At 59.4% G+C, this 24679-nt stretch carries 13 protein-coding genes and 1 pseudogene; 4 read left to right on the top strand and 10 right to left on the bottom strand.

From position 1 onward, the window contains the following. The first annotated feature begins 23 nt into the window (after positions 1 to 23). Together istA and istB are read left to right on the top strand one after the other, a co-directional pair. Complete coding sequence (istA, locus tag P3T24_RS32340; protein WP_429440888.1) at positions 24 to 1550, top strand: IS21 family transposase; 1527 nt, start codon at positions 24 to 26, stop codon at positions 1548 to 1550. Beyond that, entirely contained in the window at positions 1540 to 2316 is a 777-nt protein-coding gene (gene istB, locus P3T24_RS32345) for an IS21-like element helper ATPase IstB (RefSeq protein ID WP_429440890.1), read from the top strand. The genes istA and istB overlap by 11 nt, the downstream gene beginning before the upstream one ends. 221 nt (positions 2317 to 2537) lie before the next feature. Here the strand turns inward: istB and P3T24_RS32350 are convergent, their stop codons facing one another. From P3T24_RS32350 to P3T24_RS32375, 6 genes are all read right to left on the bottom strand, one after another. Further along, entirely contained in the window at positions 2538 to 2981 is a 444-nt protein-coding gene (locus P3T24_RS32350) for a DUF746 domain-containing protein (protein WP_429440892.1), read from the bottom strand. A gap of 161 nt (positions 2982 to 3142) precedes the next feature. Further along, positions 3143 to 3400: a DUF746 domain-containing protein gene (locus P3T24_RS32355; protein ID WP_429440893.1), complete on the bottom strand. Its 258-nt coding sequence runs from the start codon at positions 3398 to 3400 to the stop codon at positions 3143 to 3145. A 277-nt stretch (positions 3401 to 3677) separates the two neighbouring features. After that, positions 3678 to 5429 carry a ShlB/FhaC/HecB family hemolysin secretion/activation protein gene (locus P3T24_RS32360; RefSeq protein ID WP_429440895.1) on the bottom strand — a complete coding sequence of 584 codons (1752 nt, stop codon included), beginning with the start codon at positions 5427 to 5429 and terminating at the stop codon, positions 3678 to 3680. A gap of 303 nt (positions 5430 to 5732) precedes the next feature. Further along, on the bottom strand, positions 5733 to 6059 hold the full coding sequence (locus tag P3T24_RS32365) for a hypothetical protein (protein ID WP_429440897.1): 327 nt from the start codon (positions 6057 to 6059) through the stop codon (positions 5733 to 5735). A 1118-nt stretch (positions 6060 to 7177) separates the two neighbouring features. After that, positions 7178 to 7396 (bottom strand): hypothetical protein, encoded by a 219-nt coding sequence (locus P3T24_RS32370; protein WP_429440898.1) that lies wholly within the window; start codon positions 7394 to 7396, stop codon positions 7178 to 7180. A 3-nt stretch (positions 7397 to 7399) separates the two neighbouring features. After that, the gene (locus tag P3T24_RS32375; protein ID WP_429440900.1) at positions 7400 to 17146 is read right to left on the bottom strand and encodes a hemagglutinin repeat-containing protein; all 9747 of its coding nucleotides are present in this window, start codon (positions 17144 to 17146) and stop codon (positions 7400 to 7402) included. 305 nt (positions 17147 to 17451) lie between these two features. Here P3T24_RS32375 and P3T24_RS32380 point away from each other — a divergent pair. Next, a pseudogene (locus P3T24_RS32380) lies at positions 17452 to 20561 on the top strand (Tn3 family transposase). 603 nt (positions 20562 to 21164) lie between these two features. On the opposite strand, the gene P3T24_RS32385 reads toward P3T24_RS32380, so the two are convergent. After that, a complete protein-coding gene (locus P3T24_RS32385) occupies positions 21165 to 21638 on the bottom strand; it encodes a hypothetical protein (RefSeq protein ID WP_429440902.1) in 474 nt (157 codons plus the stop codon). 622 nt (positions 21639 to 22260) lie between these two features. Here P3T24_RS32385 and P3T24_RS32390 point away from each other — a divergent pair. Continuing rightward, positions 22261 to 22833 carry a hypothetical protein gene (locus tag P3T24_RS32390; protein ID WP_429440903.1) on the top strand — a complete coding sequence of 191 codons (573 nt, stop codon included), beginning with the start codon at positions 22261 to 22263 and terminating at the stop codon, positions 22831 to 22833. 471 nt (positions 22834 to 23304) lie between these two features. Here P3T24_RS32390 and P3T24_RS32395 read toward each other — a convergent pair whose 3' ends face one another. Genes P3T24_RS32395 through P3T24_RS32405 form a run of 3 tightly spaced genes read right to left on the bottom strand, consistent with a single transcriptional unit; the run spans position 23305 to position 24500 of the window. Next, positions 23305 to 23670 (bottom strand): hypothetical protein, encoded by a 366-nt coding sequence (locus P3T24_RS32395; protein WP_429440904.1) that lies wholly within the window; start codon positions 23668 to 23670, stop codon positions 23305 to 23307. Continuing rightward, positions 23663 to 24112, bottom strand: coding sequence for a helix-turn-helix domain-containing protein (locus tag P3T24_RS32400; RefSeq protein WP_429440905.1), 450 nt, complete (start codon positions 24110 to 24112; stop codon positions 23663 to 23665). Before P3T24_RS32400 ends, P3T24_RS32395 begins: the two co-directional genes overlap by 8 nt. Beyond that, positions 24099 to 24500: a hypothetical protein gene (locus P3T24_RS32405; protein WP_429440907.1), complete on the bottom strand. Its 402-nt coding sequence runs from the start codon at positions 24498 to 24500 to the stop codon at positions 24099 to 24101. Before P3T24_RS32405 ends, P3T24_RS32400 begins: the two co-directional genes overlap by 14 nt. Positions 24501 to 24679: the final 179 nt, after the last annotated feature.

Raw genomic sequence — 24679 nt, forward strand, 5'->3', positions numbered from 1 at the left:
TCGGCAACGGGCAGGGGAACGGAGTGATCGACGTGGCTATATTGAGCATCATCCGACGCTGGCACTTTCGCGATCATGTCTCGTTACGCGAGATTGCCAAACGACTGGGCGTGTCCAGAAACACGGTCAGGCGTTACATACGGGCCGACACTGTGCTGCCGGCTTACCCCGAGCGCCACAGCCCCAGCAAGCTCGACGGGTTTGCTGCGAAGCTGGCAGGCTGGCTCAAGACCGAAGCGCACCGGCCCCGCAAACAGCGCAGAACCCTTAAGCAGATTCACGCGGACCTCTGTGCGCTGGGCTTCACCGGCTCCTACGACCGTGTCGCGGCGTTTGCCCGGCGCTGGCGACAGGAGCAGCACGAGCAGGCAAAGACGACCGGGCGCGGGACGTTTGTTCCGCTCCGGTTTGCGGCCGGCGAAGCGTTCCAGTTCGACTGGAGCGAGGACTGGGCCGTCATCAACGGCGAGCGCACGAAGCTGCAGGTGGCACAGCTCAAGCTCAGTCACAGCCGTGCGTTCTTCCTGCGTGCCTATCTGCTGCAGACCCATGAGATGCTGTTCGACGCGCATCACCATGCGTTCGTGGCGTGGGGTGGCATTCCACGCCGCGGCATCTACGACAACATGAAGACCGCCGTCGACAGGGTGCGTCCCGGCAAGGTCCGCGAGGTCAATGCGCGTTTCAGCGCGATGGTGAGCCACTACCTGTTTGACGCCGAGTTCTGCAACGTCGCCTCCGGCTGGGAGAAGGGGCAGATCGAGAAGAACGTCCAGGACAGCCGGCACCGGCTCTGGCAGAAGGTGCCGACGTTCGGCTCGCTGGCGGCGCTCAACGACTGGCTGGCCGACCAGTGCGTGCTGCTCTGGCAGCAAACGCGGCACCCCGAACAGGACATGACGATCTGGGACGCGTGGTCTGCCGAGCGGCCACACCTTATGCCAGTGGGCCAGCCGTTCGACGGCTTCGTCGAACATACCAAACGCGTCTCGCCAACCTGCCTCGTAACCTTCGAGCGCAACCGCTACAGCGTGCCGGCGTCGTTTGCCAACCGCCCCATCAGCCTGCGGGTCTACGCCGCGAAGCTCGTCTTCGTCGCCGAAGGTCAGGTGATTGCGGAGCACGGCCGACGGATCAACCGCAGCCATGACAACGGCGAGACCATCTACGACTGGCGTCACTATCTGGCAGTCCTGCAGCGCAAACCTGGAGCGCTTCGTAATGGTGCACCCTTCGCAGAATTTCCAGCTGGATTCCGCAAGCTGCAGGGCGTGCTGCTGAAGCGTCCCGGCGGTGACCGGGAGATGGTCGAGATTCTGGCGCTGGTGCTGCTGCACGACGAACAGACGGTGCTCGCAGCCGTCGAACTGGCGTTTGAAGCCGGTGCACCGAACAAGCAGACGGTGCTGAACATCCTGAGCCGGCTGCTCGACAGCGCGCCTGTGCCGCCGCTGCAGACGCCGCAGGCCTTCGCACTGACCGTTGAGCCGCAGGCCAACGTCAGCCGCTACGATCGACTAAGGGGCCGGGAGGATAACCATGCAGCCTGACGTCATGATGCAGATGCTCAAGTCACTCAAGCTGCACGGTATGGCGCAGGCGTTGGGCGAGCTTGCAGCACAGGACTCGCCGGCCTACAAGTCGGCTTCGCTGGTGCTTGCCGGGCTGCTCAAGGCCGAACTGGCAGAGCGCGAAGTGCGTTCACTCGCTTACCAGATGAAGGTGGCGCGCTTCCCGGCGTATCGCGATATCGGCGGTTTCGACTTCAGTTGCAGCGATGCCAACGAAGCGCTGGTGCGGCAGCTGTACCAGTGCGAGTTCATCGACTCGGCGCACAACATCGTTCTGGTGGGCGGACCCGGCACCGGAAAGACCCATCTGGCAACCGCGATCGGTGTGCAGGCTCTCGAACACCATCGCCGTCGCGTGCGCTTCTTCTCCACCATCGAACTGGTCAATGCGCTCGAACAGGAGAAGCTGGCCGGCAAGCCTGGGCAGCTCGCAACAAGGCTTGTCTATGCCGATCTTGTGGTGCTGGACGAGCTCGGCTATCTGCCCTTCAGCCAGACCGGCGGTGCGCTGCTGTTCCACCTGCTCAGCAAGCTCTACGAACGAACCAGCATCATCATCACCACCAATCTGAGCTTCGCCGAATGGGCCAGTGTGTTTGGCGATGCAAAGATGACGACGGCGCTGCTCGACCGGCTTACGCACCACTGCCACATTGTAGAAACAGGCAACGATAGCTATCGTTTCAGAAACAGCACGACGCAGCCAAAGAAGGAGAGAAAGAAGACCCAGACACCCACCGTATAACCCGCAAAGCTGGTCCAACGGGTGGGTCAGAATTCAGTGCAAATCGTGGGTCAGGATTCCATGCAAATCAACATGCCAGGCGGTCCCGTTCATGAAAGACGCCTCGCCGGCTCGTGTATGCGTTACGTTTTCGGGAGGGATCGCCGCGATCAGGTCACTCGCCATATACCGTAGCAGGCGCGCGTTCGCAGTGGCCAGTATGCGCCGTAAAGGGCACGCACTCACGCCGTACCCGTGTCCGATGCCGTGTACCGCTGCGAGGCAACCTGCACCTGGGTCGTTTGCGGGTATTTCGTTTCCTGCAATCCGGCAATCTCAAGGCGACCTTCGCGTTCGATAACGGTGCGCCGCATGGAAAAGATCCGGCCGCAGCCCGCGCATGACCACCACCCTAGCTCCGTACGTCGCGCCCAGCCTACACGCGCACAGAACGCGAACGGTGTGGTTGGTGTCGGCTCGGTACCGAGACGGATGCGCGAAGTCAGCGAGCCATCCGGTTCAAGCTGATCCGCAAGCGCGATAAACATGTCGAGCCACCGTTTGACATAGGTGCCTTCGAGAACACCGAGTTCGTCCGCTACCTGGCCAAACGGGAGCGGCAGGGCCAGGTAGCGGATCGTCTGCCGCATCGCATCAAGATTGCCACGTTTCGTTCTCCGGAACACGGTGCCCGTTCGGCGCGAATAGTTCCGGCCGCAGCTCACGCATTCGAAACGCGGGAATGCCACCTTACCAGGCGCAAACAGCCTGGCGTCCCTGTTTCCGCAGTAGTAGCACGGGGGAACCGGAGAAGCCGATTGCCCGTTTATCTGGTCAAACGCGACGGTCAGCCGTCCTGTAAGTTCCAGGTCTTCCTGCGCACCGGCTTCGTTGAATTGCAATGGCGAGACGTGCAACTCGGCAAGACGCCCCCCAGCCGTACACGGCGCTCCCACTCTCCGCTAGGATCAATCCTGAGCAACCATAGCCGAATGGCCAGCACGCGTTTCTTGATGTCTTCCGGCAGGCTTCCCATCAGTGCCGCAGCGTGCGCAAACGGGAACGGCTGCGACAGGAGCGGAAGAAATATGTCGAGCTTCGACATATAGTGGCGCTTGAAAAATGGTGTTCCGGACGGTCGTCTGAAAAGACCGCCGGCAGGTCTCACAGTAAAAGGCGGGGCGGCGCCCGGTAACGCGACGCTCTGCGCCCAGTGATGAGATTTCTTTCCCACCGCACCGTGGGCAGTCTGGAAGAGGCGTGCTGTACGGTGAAAGGATCGCCGCGATCCTGTCGTTCAGAAACGCCGTCAGCTCCTTGTCTTCACCTTCCGCATCGTCTGCCAAGGCAGGCCGTGTCGCATCTCGCGGAGTATCCATATTTCAGAATTGACTCGTCAACTGGAATCCGAGCGTCACGCGCGAAGTCGGGAAACCAGCGGGTTTGTAGATTGGCGTGCCGGCGAACAGATCGTACGAAAATCCACCGATGCGGATCGGGACGTTGCCGCGCACGCCGATCACGGCGCCTGCCAGTTGCGTACCTGCAAGCGATGCCGTCTCAGGACCAAACACGTGGCCGTAGTCGATGCCCGCATAGACCAATTGCCCCGTCTGGCCGACCGGCATCTGCAATTCGTTGCGCCAGTAGAAACCGCGCTCGGCTGCAAGCATCGTCTCGCCATCGAAACCACGCACGGTGTAGCGGCTGCCGATTGTCAGGTCGTCGATGTAGTTCAGCGTGTCGTTCGTGAACTGCCCGTGAATGGTCGTCACATAGCGCAGGTTCTGCTTCGCGATCGAAAACGGCACTGACAGGTTCGCGTCGAGCACCGCCATGTGAAAGCGGTACGTTGGCCCGCCATCGGACGTATCCGGCATCGCACCGAGCCCGCCGATGCCCTGACGGTACGCGAGCGTGCCGTCGAACTGCGCAGAACCGAAGTAGTGCCGGTCGGTCAGCCCCGCCTCAACGAAAGTGTTGTCACGATACTGATTCGGAATTTCCGTGCCTTCGATAAAACTCGCACCCCAGCGTTTGGTCAACTGGAATTCGGTACCCAGCACATCGTCCTGACTACGACGCAAAACCCGTTGCAACTTGATGCCGGCCGTCTGCGCGTTGCCGCTCGACACGAACGTCTGGTTCACACCGGCGATCTGCTGGTAGTAGGTGTTCGTATACCCAAACAGTGTGCCGGTCCAGTAGCCCCACGGAATCGAATACGAGCCGTTCCAGCCGTGCGAACCCAGGTCTTTGTCGTCAAACTCGAGGTCCTGGTTGGCATCGATATTGAAGATGTCGTTCAGGCCAAGCGGGTTGTCGATACCCAGACTCAGGTTCCCCTGTAGCTTGCCCGTCGCGCGTGTGCCCGAATTGTCGACGGATGCGACTAAAGACCAGGGCTTCGTCCGCTTGACAGTAACGACCACATCGCTTTCGCCGGGGATGTCGGTGGGGACCACCTGCATGTCGACGTCCTGGCTGCTGACACGCTTCATCTGCTCCAGCCCCTGTTCGAGGTCGCGCAGGTTCAGCACATCACCACTGCTGGCAGGAAAGGCGGACTTCAATGTGCCGCGTATTTTAGGGGCTGCGAATCGCAACTGGCGGATGACGCCGGGCACGAGCGCAAGCTTGAGCATGCCAGTCGACAGGTCCTGCTCGGGCAGCAGCACGCGTGTCGTGATGTAGCCGCGATTCAGGATCGCCTGTGACAGACCCTTGACGATCACGTCAAGTCCCTGCTTGCCGACGCACTGGTTCGCGTAGTGACCAAGCCATTCGCGCGCGAACGCAAACGGATCGAGCGGCAACGTAGACGCGCCTCGTGCCCGAACCACATCGGGGAGTGTGGACGGCACATCCAGCACAAACGTATGGATCTGAAAGCAGGGGGTTTCCACCGGCAACGCAGGAAAGCCGTTGACCGGTACGGCCGCCGAACGCACTGCCGGTGCATTCACGGTTTGTTGGCGCTCGCGCGCTTCCTGCTGTTGACGCACACGTTGATCCTGTTCGCCAGCGGTCTGAGCTGAATTGGGCGGAGTTTGCGCCGTGGCGAGTGAGCTTGACGTCAGGATTACACACGCAACTAGCGCTTTCTTTGCCTGTCTTCTATATTTTATATGCATACCTAAATAGGTGATTTTTATATCGATCGCTAGATTTCTTGTGCTAAGTGGACTCGCTTGCAAAGGCGACTCCGTCGCGCACGTGTCACCGCGTATGCGTGCCTAATAGTAATTTCCACGCAAGTCGTTCTGTCACCTTGGTTTGCGATCCCAAACAGAGAGCGTTTGACTAAGACCATCCTCCGCCAAATCGTCGTGATCAAAAAAATTGCGGAACATCTGGATGGTGACTCACATGTCACGGCACGCAGTTCGGTCATCCCCTTCATGGTCATGACGTTGGCGGTGCCTCGAAAAAGCGACCTACAACCCGCGCTCCTTGAAGTGATTCGACATCGTTTGCAAATACTCCTGAAGGCGGATTGGGTCGTTGGAATAATCAGGTATCGACCTTCCATGGCCCATCTTACTGACGCAGTAGGCGCAATCAGAAAGTGCGCGCTCCGGAGCAATGACGATCACCTTATTCCTGAAGAACATCCAACAGTAGTCAGCCTCCAAATAGCCATCTTGTAGTAGCGGAATAGACTTATCCTTAACATCCCTTGCCGTGTCATAGGTCGCCATATCGGTTGCGATTTTTCTCGCTTCCTCTAGTGTGATAGCTCTAGATTCAGTGTTCGTCATCATGGTCACCCCAATTGAACTGTGACATTAGGTTTCAGGGTAACAATTTGACCCATTGGTGTATCAACAAAATAGACGGTACCGCCTTGATTCACCACATTGATCACACGGCTTACCCCTCCAGGCTGCTGGATTAGCACTACACCTACAGCACCGTCTCCTGCTGCAGCCATTTGTTGTGTCACAAGCAGCGACACTGGTCGGAGGTTCTAAGCCAAAGGGAGCGGACGGAAGCAAGGCATTGGGGCCGGCATATCCAGACGACGGTGACGCGACTGCGCCAGCGTTTGCGCCGGTCAGAACCGCTTTCCCGTCAGCCCTGAAGATGCCCATCCCGTCCACAGAATTTGAATTCCCTACCGTAATTATCAATATCCCTCATGCCGGACTAGTTTGTAAAAAACTCCTAGTCGTAGCGGGGTAAATATTGACTATATCCAAGAAACTCATCCATCAACTGAAGATTAATAGTGACTGACAATGTGTCAGCCTCAAATTTAAATCGCTTATAGTCTTCATAGGACCAAAAATCGGCAGGTCCAAAATAATGCGGCCCAATTCCCAATTGAATACTTGTTAAGTAGGCGCCACGGTCCTCTCCCACAGATATCTTCAGGACATGCTGCCTTTCTAGCAGGAAATGGGACGCAAGCGATCCTCTATCGTCCGACCAGAGAAAATGCTTGATACTTCTGTCCCCAGTCTTTCGATAATAAGATCGAACGGTTTCGTCCAAAAGCTTTCTGCCTTCCAAGTCATTCTTTAGTAGCATAATAAAGACCTCCTGCACCTTGTGCGATCCCTCCATCTGTTGTCATGCACGCCCTATCCCCCGCGCGAGCGTCTTTTGGCGAGGATTAAAATTACCGGTTATACAGGTCACGAAAACCGTGAACGCCACTCAATTACAGTTCTTGACGAAAACAAGGGTGACGAAAGCACAGAGAACTAGCGCCATGAAAGCCCTCTGTTTGAGAACATCACGCCAATCCATCCATTGCCGTTCATAATGGCCCCATGGAAGATAAGAACAATCCCAACGACGGCTATCTTGATCGCAGCGATCCCTAAAAAGGGAATATAAAATATTGCGACATATATAGCAAGGAACTTGAGCAGCTTCAATTTTTTTCACGATAAATGGTTATCGTTGCAATGACGCAAAATACCACAGAAAGTATCAAGCCATTTATCATGATGGATCTGGCATCTGCCCAGTTCCATTGGTGTTTCCCGCCATACTTCCAAACAACAACAAAAACTGCCCAAATTTTTACCGCAGTCATTCCAATCAGTGACAGGATAATTAATTTTAAATAAATTAAAATCAGACGAGGCATGCTCTATTTCCCAGTGTGACTTTTTGCGTCATTAATTGCTGTGGTGCCCATCTCTGACCCCGCCGCACCAGCTACACCCGCACCAATGGTGGGTATGTTGTTGGGGATAAACCAGTTGGTCGCGGGAAGCAGGTTTTGGGCTGTCAAGCCTATGCCATAGCCGATGGTCGCTGCACCAGCGTTTACTAGTGCTCCAGTAGCGACGCTATCGCTGTTTCCTGAAAGTTTATTGTTTGTATAAGTATCCAACGCGCCCGTTAAGGAATTGACAATAACATTCCATAAAAATCCACCAGAAGCACCTACCCCACCAGCAAGGGCAGCATATCCTACGTCAACGGGATTTATAGAGCCGGTCTGGATATACTGCGATGAAGCGTTCACTGCGCCAGTGATAGCGCCAATTCCTACAGGTGAAGCCCATGCCCCCGAACCCAATACACCTCCCGAGCTGAAGATCGGTGCGCCCGGTATTGCAGCCAATGCAGGAAGTATAGCGGGCGCTGCCAACGCGCCCGCAATTGCCAAACCAATCGCCGGATGCGCCGTTGAGCCCGGCAACGCCAGTTGTTCGGGCGTCGGCGTGCCATCTGGATTTCCGCCCAACAGAGGGTTTGCCATTTGAGCCGCGGTCGCCGTAAAGAGTCCGCCAGCGTTCGCCGTGATGTACTGTGCCGCCACCGCATTGAAACCTGGCCCGCTCGCCGCCGCATTGTCGACCCGGATGTAACCGTTCGCCAGCAACATGTTCTGTGCGTCTGTCGATGAAATAGTCTGCCCCGTTACGCTCTCGTAGTATGCAGCAAAAGCGTTCGCATTTTGCATCGCCCAGGTACGTTCGTCCGGATGCAACTGTCGGTTGTAAAGGTCCGCACTCAACGCACCGTTCGCACCACTCAGCGCACCCGCCGAGCCGCCGAGCGCACCGCCCGCAGCCGCACCTGCTGCGCCCGAGGCGATATTCCCAAGCAGCGAGCTGCCAGTTGCGCTGCTGACCGCGTTACCCGCTTCGTCGCCAGCGACGGTCCCGCCAACTGCACCCAGGACGCTGCCGCCGCCCATCGCCGCACCGAGCGCAGCAACAGCCGCGTGCGAGCCAATGCGTGCCGCGCCATCGTTATCCCACAGCGCCGCCTGTTGCTGGGCGGAATCGAGATTGGCCTGTGCCTGCGCGATGCTGGCCGGGTCGCCCGAAGCATTGGCAGCATCAAGCGCTACCTTGTCGTTCGCAACTGCGGTATTGGCCTTGTTCTCCAGCGCGGTCGCGACATCGCCCACCACCTGCATGCCCACCTGACCGGTGACCTGCTGGATCGCCATGTCGTTCGTCACCGTCTGCGCATTAAAGGTGTTCTGCACCGAGCCATTCGCGTTTGCCGTGTCGCGGCTCAGACCCGCCGTGCTGTCCTGACCCGTGCCCGCATCGCCGCGTACCATAATCGTGCCCGGACTCACTGCCGCGTAGGTCGTGCCGGACGCGCTGTTGCTCGTGCCCGCTACCCCGAAGCCAAGCGGTCCCTGGCCCTGCGAGTTCTGTGCACCAGGGACGCTGCTACCGGTCTGGACCGGCGAGGTGTAGCTCACCCCGCCTGGCGTACTCTGCCCAGCCCCACCGCTTGCGCTGAACCCAATCGTCGAACCCGAAGACTGCGTGCTGTTCTGCAGGTTCGTATAGCCGAACGTCTGCGTCGACAGGGTGTTGTTATCGGGCGTCGCGGTGCTCGCGATGACGCCACCATTCAGTTGCGTGTGATTTCCCACGGTGACGTTGAACCCGCCGTTACCCGCATAAATCCCGCTCTGCTGGCCCACCGACTGGAAATTGTCCTTGATGTTCTGGTCGCTGGCGCTCACGCTTCCACTCACGGTCTGGCCGTAGCAGATCGGCGGCACACAGATGCTCGCCTGGAATCCCGCGCTCGACTGCTGGCTGTTGTAGGTGTTCGTGTCCTGCGGGCTGGTGACCGTCAGATTGCGGCCCACATTTGCATCAACCGTATTGCCCGACACTTGCGCACCCACCAGATTCGTATCCCGGCCGCTCGTGATCGATACCGTATTCGCGGCGGTGATCTGCGTATTCTCGTTCGTGACACTGTTGCCGTTCGTGTTGCCCTTCGCACCGCTTGCCGCCAGATCAATCGTGAAGCCGTTCTGTGTACCACCCAGACTTGCTCCGACACCGATGCTCCCACTGGTGCTGCTATTGCTGCTGGTGTTCTGCGTCGTGTTCTGCGCGCTCAGCAGATTGATATCGTGTGCAGCATTCAGCGTTACGTTCTGCGCGGTGATCTGCGTGCCGACTGAATTGATATCGCCATCGGTGGCGTTGCCATTCGCGTCCTTCGCCCCGCTGCCGGTGGCAATCAGCGTCGCCGCACCGCCCGCAGTCAGCGTGCTGCCGTCAGTCGTCGCCGTATTGCTTTGTGATTCACTGTGGCTTGTACCGCCGCCGATACTCACCGTTGCCTTGATCAGCGCCGGCGAACTGGTTCCGCCCGAGATCGCCGCCTGAGCCGCGCCATACACAGCCAGCCCCGCCTCCGCCTTGTCGAGCGCGGCCAGACGCGGGTTGTTGGCCTCACTCGACTGCGTGGTCATGGCCTGGTTGACCGTCGCCACCGCATTTCCCGCCACGCCGCCCAGCGCGAGCGTCACCCCGAACTGGCTTGAGCTCTGGCTCGTGCTGTTCTGCGTCGCATCGGTTCCCGGATCGAGATTCAGGTCCTTGCCGATCAGCGTCAGGTCCTTGCCCGCCGACAGGTCCGAACCCTGCACCGTCACATCCTGTTTTGCATTGAGCGTCACGTCGCCACTACCGCTCACGATCTGGCTGCGAATGGTGCTCTGCGTCTGCGCGGCGGTATCCTGTACGGAATGGCTGCTCGCCACGCCCACGCTAAAGCCGGTTCCCGTGCCGTTGCTGCCCAGGTCGCCGATCTGATGGCGGCTGGACGCCTGGTTATCCGTATTCGCATCGGTGCCGGCCAGCACGTTGATCGCGCCCTGGGAAGCGATCAGACTGACGGCCTGCGTGCCGCTGATACCCGAGCCGACGACATTGATATCGCCGGTATTGCTCTTTACCACCACGCTGTTGCCGGTGACAACCGTCGCGCTCTGCTGCGTCGAGGTGGAATTGCCGTTCGCGCTGCTATTCGCCGCGTTATAGGGCGATGCGCTGACACCGCCGCTGTTCGGGCCACCCTGTACCCAGCGCGACACATCCCCGGGACTCGGCGCCGCCAGCGAAATGCCCGTGCTGGAACTGCTCGACTGTGTGCTCTGCTGCGTCTGGTCGGTCGAGGCCTGGAAGGTCACGTTCCGGTTTGCATCGAACGTGGCCGCACCGCCCGCCGTGATGGTCGAACCCGTTACGGTGATATCGCCATCGAGCGGATTGCCGTTCGCATCCGTCTGTGCACCACCGGTAGCCAGCAGCGTCACATTACCGGCACCCCTGACAGTGCTGCCCATGTTTGTCGTGCTCGACACATCGGTAGTGCTGGAGCTTTTGCTGCTCCCATACGACAGCGACACCGACGGCGTATCGAGCGTGCTCGCAGTGACCTCGTTAGCCACGCCCGTGGCGCGCTGGTAGGCGTTGCCAGATGAGGACACGGCGTTCAGGTTACGTTCGGTATCGAGCGGGGTGCCGGTTACGGCCACCGTGAATCCGCTCGAATGCGACTGTTGCTGGTCCTGCGACTGCGCACTGTCCTGGCCCGGTTCGATCGTGATGTTCTGCGCCTGGATACCGATGTTGCCCGTCGCACCCGTGGTGTCATTCGCCGCCTTGCCTGCGACGATGTCGCTGCCGCTGATGAGGACGTTCTTGCCGGCGGAAATCGCGACATTCCCTTCCACACTGCCCACCGTGCTGCGCGACTGGCTCTGCGTGGTCGAACTGGCGTTATACCGGTCGCTCTGCTCGCTCGATCCGACCGAGAAGCCGATGCCCCCCGAGCCAGAAAGGCCGGAGTGGGTCACCTGGTGATATTCGTTGTCCTGGTACGTATCGGTGGCCGCCGTGAAGTTGACGTTGCCCTGCGCGGCGAGGCCCACATTATTCGTGGCGACAACGTTGCTGCCCGTGATATTGATGTCTTTGCCGCTGACCACCAGGACGCTGTCTGCCGAGACGGTGCTGCCGTCGGCATACGTGGCTGTCTGGTTAACCTGGTCCGTCTCGCCCGTGTGGCTCGCAAAGCCACCATGACTGCTCGTTGAGGAGGAATCCGACACGTGGGTTTCCGTGGCCGAGCCGATATTGACATTGCCTGCTGCCGCCAGCGTTGCCTGCCCCTGGGTCAGATCAACGCTGCTGCCGGTCACGTTCAGGTTCTTGCCTGCCACGACCATCAGGCTGTCGCCGGCATTGAGCGTTGTCGCCGTCAGCGTATCGTCGGACGTGTGCACCGACGACGAGTAACTGTCGTGGGAGTCGGTGCCCGAGCTGGTGCTGTCAACGGTCGATGTGGCGGTCGCTGCCTGCAGCGTCACGTCACCCTTCGCCGCGACCATGCCGCCACCGCCAAGACTGATATTCGCGCCCGTCGCCGTCAGGTTGCCGCCTACGCCGATTTCCGACACACCACCAACGTTCACATTGCTGCCGGTCGTCTGGTTGATGCTGGTGTTCGAGATGCCATTCGCGCCCGCCACCACCTTGTGCTCGCCGGTCTGCGCCGACCCGAGATCGTAGTTGCCGCCCACGGACATGCCGAGGTTACCGCCCACGTTCAGGTTGCCCGCGTTCTGCTCGAAGTTGCCGCCCGTCGTGATCGAGGCGTTGCCCGTCACGTTGAGGTTCGCGATGGGGCCGAGCGTGGCCGTGGTCCGCGTGGCGCCTGTCGCACTAACCTGATTGACGGTATTGACCGCCGTATTGAGGAGCAGGTTGCCACCAGCGTTCAGCGTCAGGCTCCCGGCGTTCACCGTGGCCGAGCTCAGGTCAACATCGCCTGTGGTCGTCAGCGACATCAGGCCACCGCTTTGCAGCTTGCCCAGCGCATTGTCGATCTGGTTGCCCTGGATCGACAGCGTATTGCTGGCCTGCACCGTGCCGCTGTTCGTGAAGGTCTGGGTATTCTGCAGGTCGATGCTGTTCGCCGCGATGAGCGGTCCAGTTACGTCCTGCTCGCTGGCCTTCGCGAGATAGACGACCGGCACCAGTACCGACTGGCCGTCAACGACCTCCGTCTGCATGATGATCACGTTGCTGGTCAGCGCTGCCACCTGGGCCGGCGACAGGCTCATGCCGAGCGGCAGATCCAGTGACTGCGCGAGTGACGCACCCGCTGTCATCAGCGATTCATACATCGACTGGGTATCGGTATAAGGGCCGAGTACGGCCTTGCCGGTGAGCGACGTGATCTGGTCCTGCACGAGCTGCTGTTCGTAGAAGCCATCGCCCAGGCGCTTCTCCGTCGTTTGCGAATTCACGCCCAGCAGTTGCAGGTAGTAATTGCTCGAGATTAACGATGTCTGGCTGGTGAAGGCCGGGTTTGTCTCGATCAGGTAGGGTGCGTTCGGCGCGGTATCCGGTTTGAAGAGCCCCCCGGCGGGAATGGTCAGGTTCGCCAGCACATTCACTGCCGTCGCCGCTGCGATGACCGGATTGACGAGCCCCGTGCTCCCCTTGACTCCGCCGACATTGACCCCGCCCAGCGACTGGCCGGGGGCGAGACCTAGCGACGGAATGCCCGCGTTGCCCGCCGTGTTGTTGATGCTCACACCGGTGCCGGTGAGCGTGCCGCCCGCGACGAACGTCGATTCGTAGCTGGGCAGCGCGTAGGTGACGATATCGGCCGGGGCCGCCTGGTAGCCACCCGGATTGGAGCCCACGAACGGGGCGCTGCCAAACGGCAAGGTCCAGTCCGAAATGCTGTGGTCGTAGTTGGTGTAGTGGTAGTACCCGGAATAGGTTACCTGTACTTCAGGCGCGCTTTGCCCCTGCCAGCTGTTCTGGTCGAGCGTAACGGGCGCGGCAATGTTGCCGGCCGCGGCGACCGCGCTCCAGTAGTTCTGGAACAGGCCCACCTTCGACGCGTCCAGGTTGCCGCCCGCAATGATCTGTGCCTGCGGGCTGATCGACGCGATCAGGTTCGCCACCGCCACGCCCGTATAGGTTGTGTACTGGTAGCCGCTGTTCCACTGGCCACCGTCAGGCGGCACGGTGTACACACCACCAATCATGGTCAGGAAAGCCGGGTTATCCGGAGTGGTCCAGCCGACATACGGATTGCCTGCGGAGCAGGCGGCCGTGATGATCGCGGTACACCCGGACAGGCTGATGCCGAGCTGGGTCAGCAGCGACGGATCAACCGGCTGGTTCAGGCCCGTCGTCGTCATCGTCGTGCGCGTATTCGTGACCTGACTGGCATCGAGCGTCATGTTGCCCGCCGACTGGATCAGCCCCGACTGGTTGCGGATGAGATTCGCGTTCGTATAGTTGCCGTTAGCATCCTTGCCGCCCGCCAGCACGACGGTGCCCAGACCGTAGATCGCAGTGGTCGCCTGCGTATCGGTCATCGTCGTGTCGTCGCGGTTCTCGATGTCGGGCGCGAGCAGTTCGAGCAGGCCGTTGCTGTCCGTCGCACCGATCAGCGCGCTCGGGCCCACGTTCGTGATCGATTGCGTGGCATTGAGCGAGACGCTGCCGCCGACCATCGCGCCCGTATTCTCCAGCGTGGTCGAGTGCGTCGTAAGCGTGCCACCCGCCATCATTGCGCCGCTGTTGGCGATGTCGGACGCGTTGACGTTAAGGTTATTCGTTGCCTCAAGCGTCGCGGCATTCGTGAACGTGCCGGGCAGCGTAAAGGTCAGGTCGTGACCGGCGTTGAACTGGAAATCGGGCGTCGACGCGAAATCGCCCTGTACGGTCACAGCGACGTCATGGGTCGCGCTGTATGCGCCGCCACCCGTCAGCGTCGCTGCATCCACCGTGAGGTCATGCGTCGCGCCAATCTGTCCGTTTGTGTTCGTGACCGTGCCGGTTGCCGTGATGGCGACATCGCCGGTCGATCCCGTGAAGGTGCCAATCCTGCCGCCGCTGTTGTCTACGGTGCCCGCCTGCACCGTGACGTTCGCGCCACTCACCTGGCCGCCCTGCGTGTTGGAGAGCGATGACGTATTGATGGTGAGGTTGCCGTTACCCGTGATCGCGCCGCCACTGTTGACGGTCTGGCTGCCACCCTGCACGGTCGTGTCGCCCGTGCCAAGATTGCCGATGAGGCCACCCGTATTGTCGATCGAGCTCGCCTGGATAGCGAGCGCGCTGGTATCTCCCGTCGCGCCCGTGCCGGACTGGATCTGTCCGTTCGTCGAGCTCAGCGCGCCGCCACTTGTAAGCGACAACGAAGACAGGGAGCGGACTGACCCCGATGTGTTGTTGACATCCCCGCTGATGTTCGCCGCAATGTTGCCCTTTGCAGCCAGCACTCCGTTCGCATTGTTCAGGCTCGATGCCTGCGCTACGATCTGGCCGCCCGCAACGATCTGGCCGCCCGCGTTCGAAATTGACCCCGCACTGCCACCAGGCTGGATCGTCAGCGTGCCCGTTCCAGCGTCGAGAATTGTGCCTGCGTCATTGTCCAGCGTGGCAGGGGCGAGCGTGAGGTTGGTGCTGTTGGTCTGCAATGTGCCGCCCGACGAATTATCGAGCGTACCCGACACCGATACATTCATCGCCCCGGTGCCGGTCTGGGTGATCGTCCCCCCGTGATTGACGAGGTCGATCGCCTGCAGCGATACCTGCGCGGCCTCGGTGGTCCCCGAACTGTTGTCGAGCGTTGTCGCACTCACTGAGGCTGTCTGGCCTGCCGCAATCGTGCCACCGCCGTTGGAAAGTTGCGCACCGGCGTTGACCGTTGCATTCTGTGCGGCCTTGAGCGAGCCACCCGTGTTGTCAACCAATTGCGCGGAGACCTGCAGATTCGTCTGTGCCGTGACCGTACCGTGGTTGGCGATGCTCCCGCCCTGCAGCGTGACCGCGCCATTGCCGCCGATCACGCCACCTATGGCACCGCTTGCGGTCGTGCCTGTCGCGTTGACGAGCGCGCCGCTAGTGGTGACGTCGAGCGTTCCGCTGCCGAGCGACACAATGCGACCCGCCGAGTTATCGATCGAGGCCGCGTTGATGGTTTCGTTTTCTGCCGCCTGGATAATCCCCTGACGGTTTTCTACCGCTCCGCCGGTATTTACGTCGAGCGTGGACTGCGAGACCATCTGACCGCCCACGTCGGAAATGCTCGCTGAGGCCAGTTGCATCGCACTCTGGCTGGACAGCGCACCGCCGTCATTGACCAGCGCGCCGCTCGCACTGGCCGACAGTGCGCCGCCCGCTGTCGTGGTGGCGTTCGCGAGACTCAGGTCGCCGCCGCTCGCTGTGAGTGCAACGTTGCCGTAGGCCGAGGTGTTGCTGCCCGCCAGATTCAGCGACGCGCCGGAGAGCGTCGCATTGCCGCCGGCTGCATTGTTGCCCTTGGCAGACAGCGCGCCACCCGAGACGACGGTCAGGTCACCCGACTGTGCAATCGAGCCATCGGAATTGATCCCGGCTCCCAGTGTGCCGGTCGATGAGACGCTGCCTGCATTCGCTGTGAGGTTCTGCTGTGCGGCGAGCGTGCCGCTGTTCGACAGCGCACCCGCCGTATTGACGGAGACTGAGCCCTGCCCATAGGTCGTGCCGGCGTTGCTCACGCCATCCTGTGCGGACAGCGCCATGTTGCCGCTCGCATTCGTTTTACCCGACAGCACGAGCTGGCCCTGCGTCGTGAGCGTCAGGTCGCCCGCCTGGGCGGCGATTACGCCGGCATTCGACACGCCAACACCGTTTTCGGTGCCGACAAGCGTGATGCGCCCGCTGTACATGCCACCCAACTGGCTCACGTCGATCGACACCGCCGGGGGTGGGCCGTTGCCTGCAATCGGGGTCGTGGCGAGCGTGGCGTGATTGACGTTGTTGGCGCCCGTCACCACATTCAATGTGTTGGCGTACAGAGCCGCGTTCACCGCAACGGCACGTGCGATCAGGTCAATCTGGTCCGTATTGGTAGCGTTTAGCCCCGAACCCTGGACGGTGATCTGGCCACCGGTGACGTTGAACCCGGTGAGGTTGCCGTTCGTATCGAATGTCGGCAATCCGGTCGTCAGTATTCCTCTGGTTGTATTGATGAAGCCGCCACCATTGATGCTGATCCCAGAGGGGTTCGCTATGATGACTTCTGCCTTTTGGCCTGCTGTCTCAACGTAACCGTTGAGCTGCGAAGCGGCGTTGCTGTTGACCTGGTTGACGATGATCGAGGCAGCCTGGCCCGGCAGGAAGTTCGGGTTGCCGTTGATATAGCCCGCCTGCTGCGTCTGGACAATCGTGGGCGAGTTGTTGAGGATCGCGCCGGCCTTCGACACGTCGAACTGCGAATAGGTGTTCAGGGAAACGCCAGAATTTGCAGGTCTGGCGATGTTGACCTGAGGCAAACCGTTCTGTGTCTGGATGACCTTCGCACCGGAGCCGGGAGCCGCAACCACCTGAGCTTGTGCATCGAACGTCAGCGCGTTTATCGCCATCAGTGCGCCGAACGCGCTCGCTCGCAAGGTCCACCGTGTCGTCGTTGTAGCGTCGTGCGATCCACCAATAGCTACCGACTCACCCCGGTGAGATTTGCCTGCGCGGGTTGCCGTTTCCGCGACAGCGATGAGCATGCCTCGGAGCCTGCAAAACACGAGCCGGTATGTCTGCCTGTTCATTTATATTTCGCACGACGTAGGGATAACGGTGCGTAAGTTATCGGAAATGCCTCGCAAAATCTGTCAGGGAAATTCAAATAATGCGAACTTTGACAAAGTTTCACGTTGACCTGAAGAAGTTCACATTTGTTGATAATTTCTGGACTGCTGGAACAGAGTCGCCGGACTACTTAACTTCATCCGGCGGTGCGCCGTCTATGTGCCATCGGCCTTCCGTCTAAAAAGAAACGCCAGTAACATCTTTCGCTGCGCCCGTCGGGCGCCGCCGCCATGTCGCCACGTCTGTGGATGCCCACTGCGACCGAATGCACAGAGACCAAAGCTTTCCCACGCCTGCCGACTCACATCGCCTGTTAATCCTCACTCGCCAGGAAATCGATGACCTTTACGGACTGCCACGTTTCACCGACGAAGACCGGCAGGTGTACTTCGGCCTGAGTCAGCCCGAACAACTCATCGTCCATGCGCGCACGGCGTCGGTGGCAGTCCACCTGACGCTGCAGCTAGGATATTTCAAGGCGAAACGCCAGTTCTTCGATTACGATCAGGCGGCTGTGGAGGAGGATCTGCATCACATCCTTGGCCGTCATTTTCCGGGCAGGAACCTGACTGGTCTCAGTTCGCCTTCGTATCCGACGCGCCGTGCCCTGCAGCACACGGTGCTCGAACTGTTCGGTTTTCGTCTTTGCGATAACGCAGCGAAAGCCGAGCTGGAACACCGGGCGCAGCGCATCGCCATGCTCTCGACGCAGCCGATCTACATCCTGCGCGAAACGCTTCAGTATCTGAGCCAGCAGCGCATCGTCGCGCCGGTGTACGCCGTCCTGCAGGACATAGTCGGACGGGTCGTAACTGGCGAGCGCAGGCGCATCACAAGGCTGCTCGGCGACGCACTCACACGGGATATCACAGACCAGCTCGATGCGTTGCTTCAGGCAGACGAGTCGACATACCGGATCACCGTGCTCAAGCGCGAGCCGAAGGATTTCACCTACAGGGAGCTGCGTGAGGAAGTCGAACGCCGCCAGTTCTTTGCGCCTCTGCACGAGTTTGCCAAGCGCTTCCTCGAGACCACAGGGATTTCGACCGAAAGTGGCCGGTATTACGCGTCGCTCGTGAAGTTCTATACGGTCTACAAGCTCCAGCGTATGCCGGTTTCCACCACTCGACTGTATCTGCTGTGCTGTGCTTTGCTTACTACCACTTTCGCCAGATCAACGATAACCTCATCGAGGCCTTCATTCATCTGGTCAACCAGTACGAGAAGTGGGCACGCGCTGCCGGTCAGGAAACCATGCAACGCGCGCTGACGGACGTGGGCACACATCTGCAGGCCGCCGGCAAGGTTCTGCACCTCTTCATTGATGACTCAATACCAGGTAACGCGTCGTTTGCGAGCGTCAAGAAGAAGGCGTTCTCGCTGCTCGAACCTGAGCGGTTTACGCTGGTGTCGAATTACATGCGCAACGTCGCCTTTGACAAGGCCGGGTTTGAGTGGTCTCACTACACGACGCTGTCTGCGACTATCAAACGCAACGTTCGTCACCTGTTCTCGAAGCTGGATTTTTCCGGCCGGGTCGAGGATGCGCCCCTGCTGGATGCCATCAATTTTCTGCAGGCGCTGTTGCGCAACGGCAAGTCACCCCGGCAGACCAACCCGTCGACGTTCCCCACTGCGCTGATCCCGAAGAATCTCCAGCGCTACCTGTACGGTTCAGAGGCGGGCAAAAAAAAGAAGCTGGATGTCGACCGTTATGAATTCCTCGTCTACCGCCTGTTGCGCAACGCGCTCGAAGCTGGTGACGTGTATGGCGAGGACAGCACCGAGTATCGCCGTTTCGAGGACGACCTGATCAACGATGCCCGCTGGGAACACAAGGATGCCGTACTTGAGGAAGTTGGCGCACCGGTTTTGGTCGCACCGATCGAGCAGACACTGGCGATGTTCCATGAGGCCATCGAAGCAAAGCTGAAACTCGTCAATGAGCGCATCGAAAGCGGCGAAAACCAGCATGTCAAGCTCAGCCGCCGCAACGGCCAGCGCCACTGGACGCTGCTTTATCCCGAAGTGGATGAAACAGTTAACGGTTCATTCTATGGCCAGTTGCCAGGTATCGGCATCGCGGATCTGCTCTGGTTTGTCGCGGGCCGAACTGGGTTCCTGAAAGCATTCACTCATGTACTCGAACGTTATGTGAAGCAGGACGCCGATCCGCGAGAAATCCTCGCCTGCGTGGTCGCGATGGGCACCAACATGGGACTGCGAAAGACGGCAGAGGTCTCAGGGCTCAGCTACGCATCGATGGTGACCACTTCGCGTAACTACCTGCGCCCCGAAACACTCCACGCGGCCAACGACGCGATCAGCAACGCCACCGCCGGTCTGCCTGCATTTCACCTGTTCGACATTCGCGATGAACTCCATTCAAGCAGCGACGGGCAACGCTTCGAAACCCAGATCGACACCTTCAACGCGCGGTATTCGCCCAAATATTTTGGACTGGAAAAGGGGATTAGCTCCTGCACCGTGGTCGCCAATCACGTACCGGTCAACACGAACATCATCGGCACGCACGAACACGAAAGCCATTATGTGTTCGACGTGCTTTACAACAACACTTCCGACATCCAGCCAGAGCGTCATTCCACGGACACGCACGGCACCAACCAGGTGAACTTCTGGACCCTGTACACATTCGGCTACCAGTTTGCGCCACGCTATCGGGATCTGCACAAGAAAATCACCGGCCTGACCGGATGCCACCATCCTGGACATTACAGCGAGAAGTGGCTGATCAGACCGTCGCGCAAATCTGACGACGAGCTGATCATCCGCGAGTGGCCTAACGTCCAGCGCATCATGGCCTCACTCGCCCAGAAAGATGTGACGCAGTCGACCATCGTGCGCAAGCTGAGCAGCTATGCGCGCCAGAACCAGACGAAGAAAGCGCTCCGGGAACTCGACAACCTGTGCCGCACGCTATACATCCTCGAATTCATCGACGATGTCGGTTTGCGCCAGAGCGTCCAGAAGGCCCTGAACCGCGGCGAGGCCTACCATCGGTTGCGTCGCGCAATCGCATTCGTCAACGCGGGCAAGTTCCGAATCCAGACCGAGGCAGAGCAGCAGATCTGGAACGAATGCTCGCGGTTGATCGCCAATGCGATCATCCACTACAACACGGCACTGCTCTCGCGCGTGTACGAGCAAAAACGTGCCGCAGGCGACCATGACGCGATGGCGTTGATCGCGGGCATGTCGCCCGTTGCCTGGCAGCACATCAACCTGTTCGGATCGTTCGAGTTCAGCCCTGCTGATGCGAGCGTCGATATCGACGCGCTCGCCGCGCACTATGCCGACCCAGCCTGGTGGAACAGGATCGTGCGCACTGACAGGGTTCCCCCCGATGCATAGTGCAGGTCCGCGAAAGCGGGATTTGCTAAAGGAACGGGAGAAAACGTCAGATCCGGCTATATCAGGCGAGGCCGCCGATAAGTGGCTCGGTACCAGAAAACGCGGCGATACGAGGGATGCCCGCCTCAGAAGCCCCGTCTGGCGTGGGTTTCGGGCAGATTTTCAATCTGTGGGGGATGGGCAATATTAGCCAACCAATTCCTGTGTCCGTAGCGGACACCACAACGTTCTAAGTCGGCGGCCTGGTTCAACTGGCAAACCTACTACCTCACAAACCTATCATCGATGTCCCGTTACGAACGTCAACAAATGTCAGGTTGCGGTTGGAGGATTGCGGACAGGAAAAGCTGGGCGCGCCTATGTTGCTCGTGGCGGGTGTCAGTCGGGAACTGGTAGGAGGAAGTGGCCGTCACTGACGCTATTCGACGCACTGCCCGTGAAAAAAAGCCGGCGCGCACGCCGGCTGAAAGTTCGGTCACTTTACGAGGGCCGGACCGAACCTGAGAGACCTCCAGTTTGACGACTTCACCGCTCTCAATCCGTCGATCAGGGTGGGATGCTAATCGTTAGTGGATCAGGGCAGATGCGCCTCGATCCGTTATCTTACCGGTTCACGATGTACACCGGCCTTGCCGAGAGAATCACAATAAGTTGCAGAACAACTGCAACGATTAAAAACGGCCATGAGAAGAGTGCCAACGCCGAAAACGCACCTAGCTGCAGGACCGAGCCGACCAGTCCGTAGAAAAGATCGGTCTGCTTGACGTTCAGGAACACGAGTCCGCACGCAACAAGGCCGGCCACAACCATCAGCATTATGGCGTTCAGCGTATCGCTGTGCGCCTTGATCGCCGAAACACGCCAGGCGTTTCCGGCGACAAACAGCGCAACCGCCGCAACCGTTACGAAAAACGCCTTCTTGCTGAAGAACATGTGACCGAATTTCGACTGGCAACGCTCGTTGAATCTTTTGACGCCTATTGCTAGCAGCGCGATGATCGCTATGAGTGATGCGACTTCTATAACTTGCATTCCGTTCTCCAGTCTGATCGGATGACGACGCTGCGGACCGGCCAAATTAAGCTGGGAGGCGTTCGGCGCGGCAATGTCAATGTTCGAAAAGCTATCATTAGTCAGCCATCCTCAATGACAACGATTGTCAGATATCCTTTGAACCTCATCGATAGCCAGATCGCATAAGGCACATTCGCCCGCCGGTTCATGCCAATCGGTCGTACCGGATACCGCGCCGACCGTTTGATGCGATGTTCCAGGCCGCTACAGGCAACGCTTTACGAGCAGATTGCCCGCTCGTTCGTGGAGAATGTGCCGGCAGACGGTTAGTTGCGTTCGGTTCGGTCATATCGACAGATTTGTCCCTCACCGCATCCGGTGCGCAGAAAAAGGCCCGCCGGAGCGGGCCCGTTCATAGTCGCACGGTACTCACCCACATCGATCCGCCGCTCGCCGCGGCTACCCCGACGCAAAAACTGGCTGTCGTGGGGCTCAGGGTTTGTCGTCAGGCCGATGACGGCCAAACAACCTGCCGGTAGTGTTTTGCGTCGAGCCTCTCAAAGGCCTTGAGGGGCTGTTTCAAGACCAGCGCGCTTTCCTTTCATCCGTTGTGCTGTGAGAAAATGCCGCCGGCGCCGAAGCCAGTTCGGCGCGCGCATGGTCGGGCTTTCACAACACAACGCTAATGAGCAATTTCGCCGCAAAGCAGTTTCGGGGACTGCAGTACACGTTCGGGCACCTGCAACCTTTGGTGTTGCAGCCCCTGCTCACCCCTACCGGCGGCGACCCCGTAATCGTGCCCGTCGATGTCCAGTTTGGATGCCACTGCTTCACCGAGGAGTTCAAGGACGCACTGCATCAGGACGAACATCGCTACTCGCACCTGGGTGAGCTGCGCGCGTTCGACGTCATCCGCTACGAATGCTCGCTGCAACTGCCGGCAATCGTCAATGCGATGCTCGGAGGCATGATCTACTGGTGCAAGGAGAGCTACACCTACGTGACGAGGGTGACGCTTCCCGATACCGACGGCGTGGCGCAGGATTATTCGTTGTTCTTTTCGCTCACGAAAAACTCGGATTCGGTGCATCCGGCACTGAACATGTTCGTGAAAAGCGCCTACCTGCGGGGCCTGGCGGCCCCGCCCGCTTCGGACGGGTGGCGTTTCCGGTCGTTGATCGGTCTGGTTTCCGGCGTGTACGAGCCCCCGAAACCCAAAGAGCGGCCGAAGAAGAAGAAAAAGGGGAAGGAAAAATAAAAAAGGCCCCGAAGGGCCTTTTCCTGACACGATTGCGTGCCAGCGGATTTCTCTTGCGCCTGCTGGTATGCAGGACCACCCGAAGGCGGCAGCACGTTCGTATCGCATCGGCTTCCCGACACTCATCCGCTCACGAAACGTCTTAGCTACAAGGCGACATATTAAGCCGGTCTGCGCAAAACGTCAACAATGAGTAACGGCACCGTCAGCAGCTTTTACATGACTGCAAGGAGGCTGTTTATGGATGGGACGTAGCGGGCTCTGGAGGCCATTCGGCTCAAGGCGCCGATGGCTGGCTCGGGAACGCCTGGAATTTAATTCTGAGGATTTCCTGACGCTCTTTTTTCAACCAGCGCGGCGTCAAGCTCAGCGCCCCGCCCTGCCAGGATCGCGTCAGAGACGTCGCGGATCGCGGACCACTCGGCCACCCCGCCCATCCCGGCCTATCAAGGCGTCGATGGCAATAGACCGCTACTTTCTCGACCCGGCCAGATCGAACGATTCCATCAACTTCACGAACTGATCCCGATACGCTGTCGCTCCATCGCTCATCGCCTGCCTGCCCGACATCGCACCTTGTGCAATGTTCGCGCATAGCTCGAACAGTGCCGCAGTTGGTATCACCAGTTCGAACACGACCTTCCTTCGTTCTACTGACCCGGGCTCGGGCAGCGGTCCCCCGACCGGCGGTGGCTGCAGCACGTGAAATGTCAGACGCGTGTTGGGAAACCCTATCGCTGCGTTCGAAACGCCGTCTGCAAAGAAATCCGGCACATTCTCGTTGCGGAGGAGGTCAAAATTTACCCCCGGCGTCCGAACGTTGACGACTTCAGCCATGGGTTGCTCCGATGACGATATTTTTCGTAACCCTCGGCATCGCAGTCAATGCATTCCCGAGCGCGTGCGCATCAATGAAGAACTGGACGGAGTCGTGAGTCGCAAGCGTGGGAGGAATGACGTTGACGAGGGTATTGGCAGCGCCTCGCTGCTGTACCTCCGTCCATACCCCGAATACATGCTTTGGAGCAACGTGCAGGTAGACGCGGCAGTCAACAGCGTCTGCCAGCCGTTGCATCGTTTCCAGAGTCGGGTTGGCATCGCCGCGCAGGACCTTGGTGACCCAGGCAGGTGTCGTCCCCATGCGGGCGGCGACCTCACGACGTTTGAGTCCGATCCGGCCAATCGCATGGTCAATCTGCTCGGCGAATTCGAGCTTCAGGTGCTCGAACTCATCCCGCTCAAGGTCGCTGAACCAGCTCAGAGATTCATCTGTTGACATGAACAATTCTCGATTCCATGAATTTCTTCTTCGCCCGGCGACATTCCTTGACGGCGAGGGGGTCAACTTTCTGCCCTTTCTTTATCACCCCGTTGGTCAGCACCACTGACCCGTCGCCGGGGAAAAAACACATGATCCGAAGATCTCCCTTGATGAGTTCAAACAGGGCGTCCTCCTTGTCGACCTCGTGGAGCAATGCGCTCGTCAACGATGCGCGCCCACCGAGCGCGTAACGGTCGAACAGCGCACGGTACCCCTTCACCGTTGACGAATAGTTGGGCCAGCATTCCTTGAGGAAATCGATGGCCGGGCACGAGGTCGCGAAGTTCTCCCGGTCGTCCACAACGGCAAGAACCGCGAATTTACCAGAGGCAACCTCCAGATGCATAGTTAAATTAACCTATAGGTAAATTACTCCCGTTGGAGCACGCCAGTCAACACGGACGGGAGCGGGTCGCGCCGGTCCTGTACGCATGGCTGGAAGGCCGTACGGCAGGCACGTCGCGAAGTCGCAGGGAATCCGCAGGCATCGTATCAGATCACTTTCTTCGCTCTGACGAAATGTCG

The organism is Paraburkholderia sp. GAS33 (assembly GCF_050436645.1).
In the GTDB taxonomy this organism is placed as follows: Bacteria; Pseudomonadota; Gammaproteobacteria; order Burkholderiales; family Burkholderiaceae; genus Paraburkholderia; species Paraburkholderia phenazinium_B.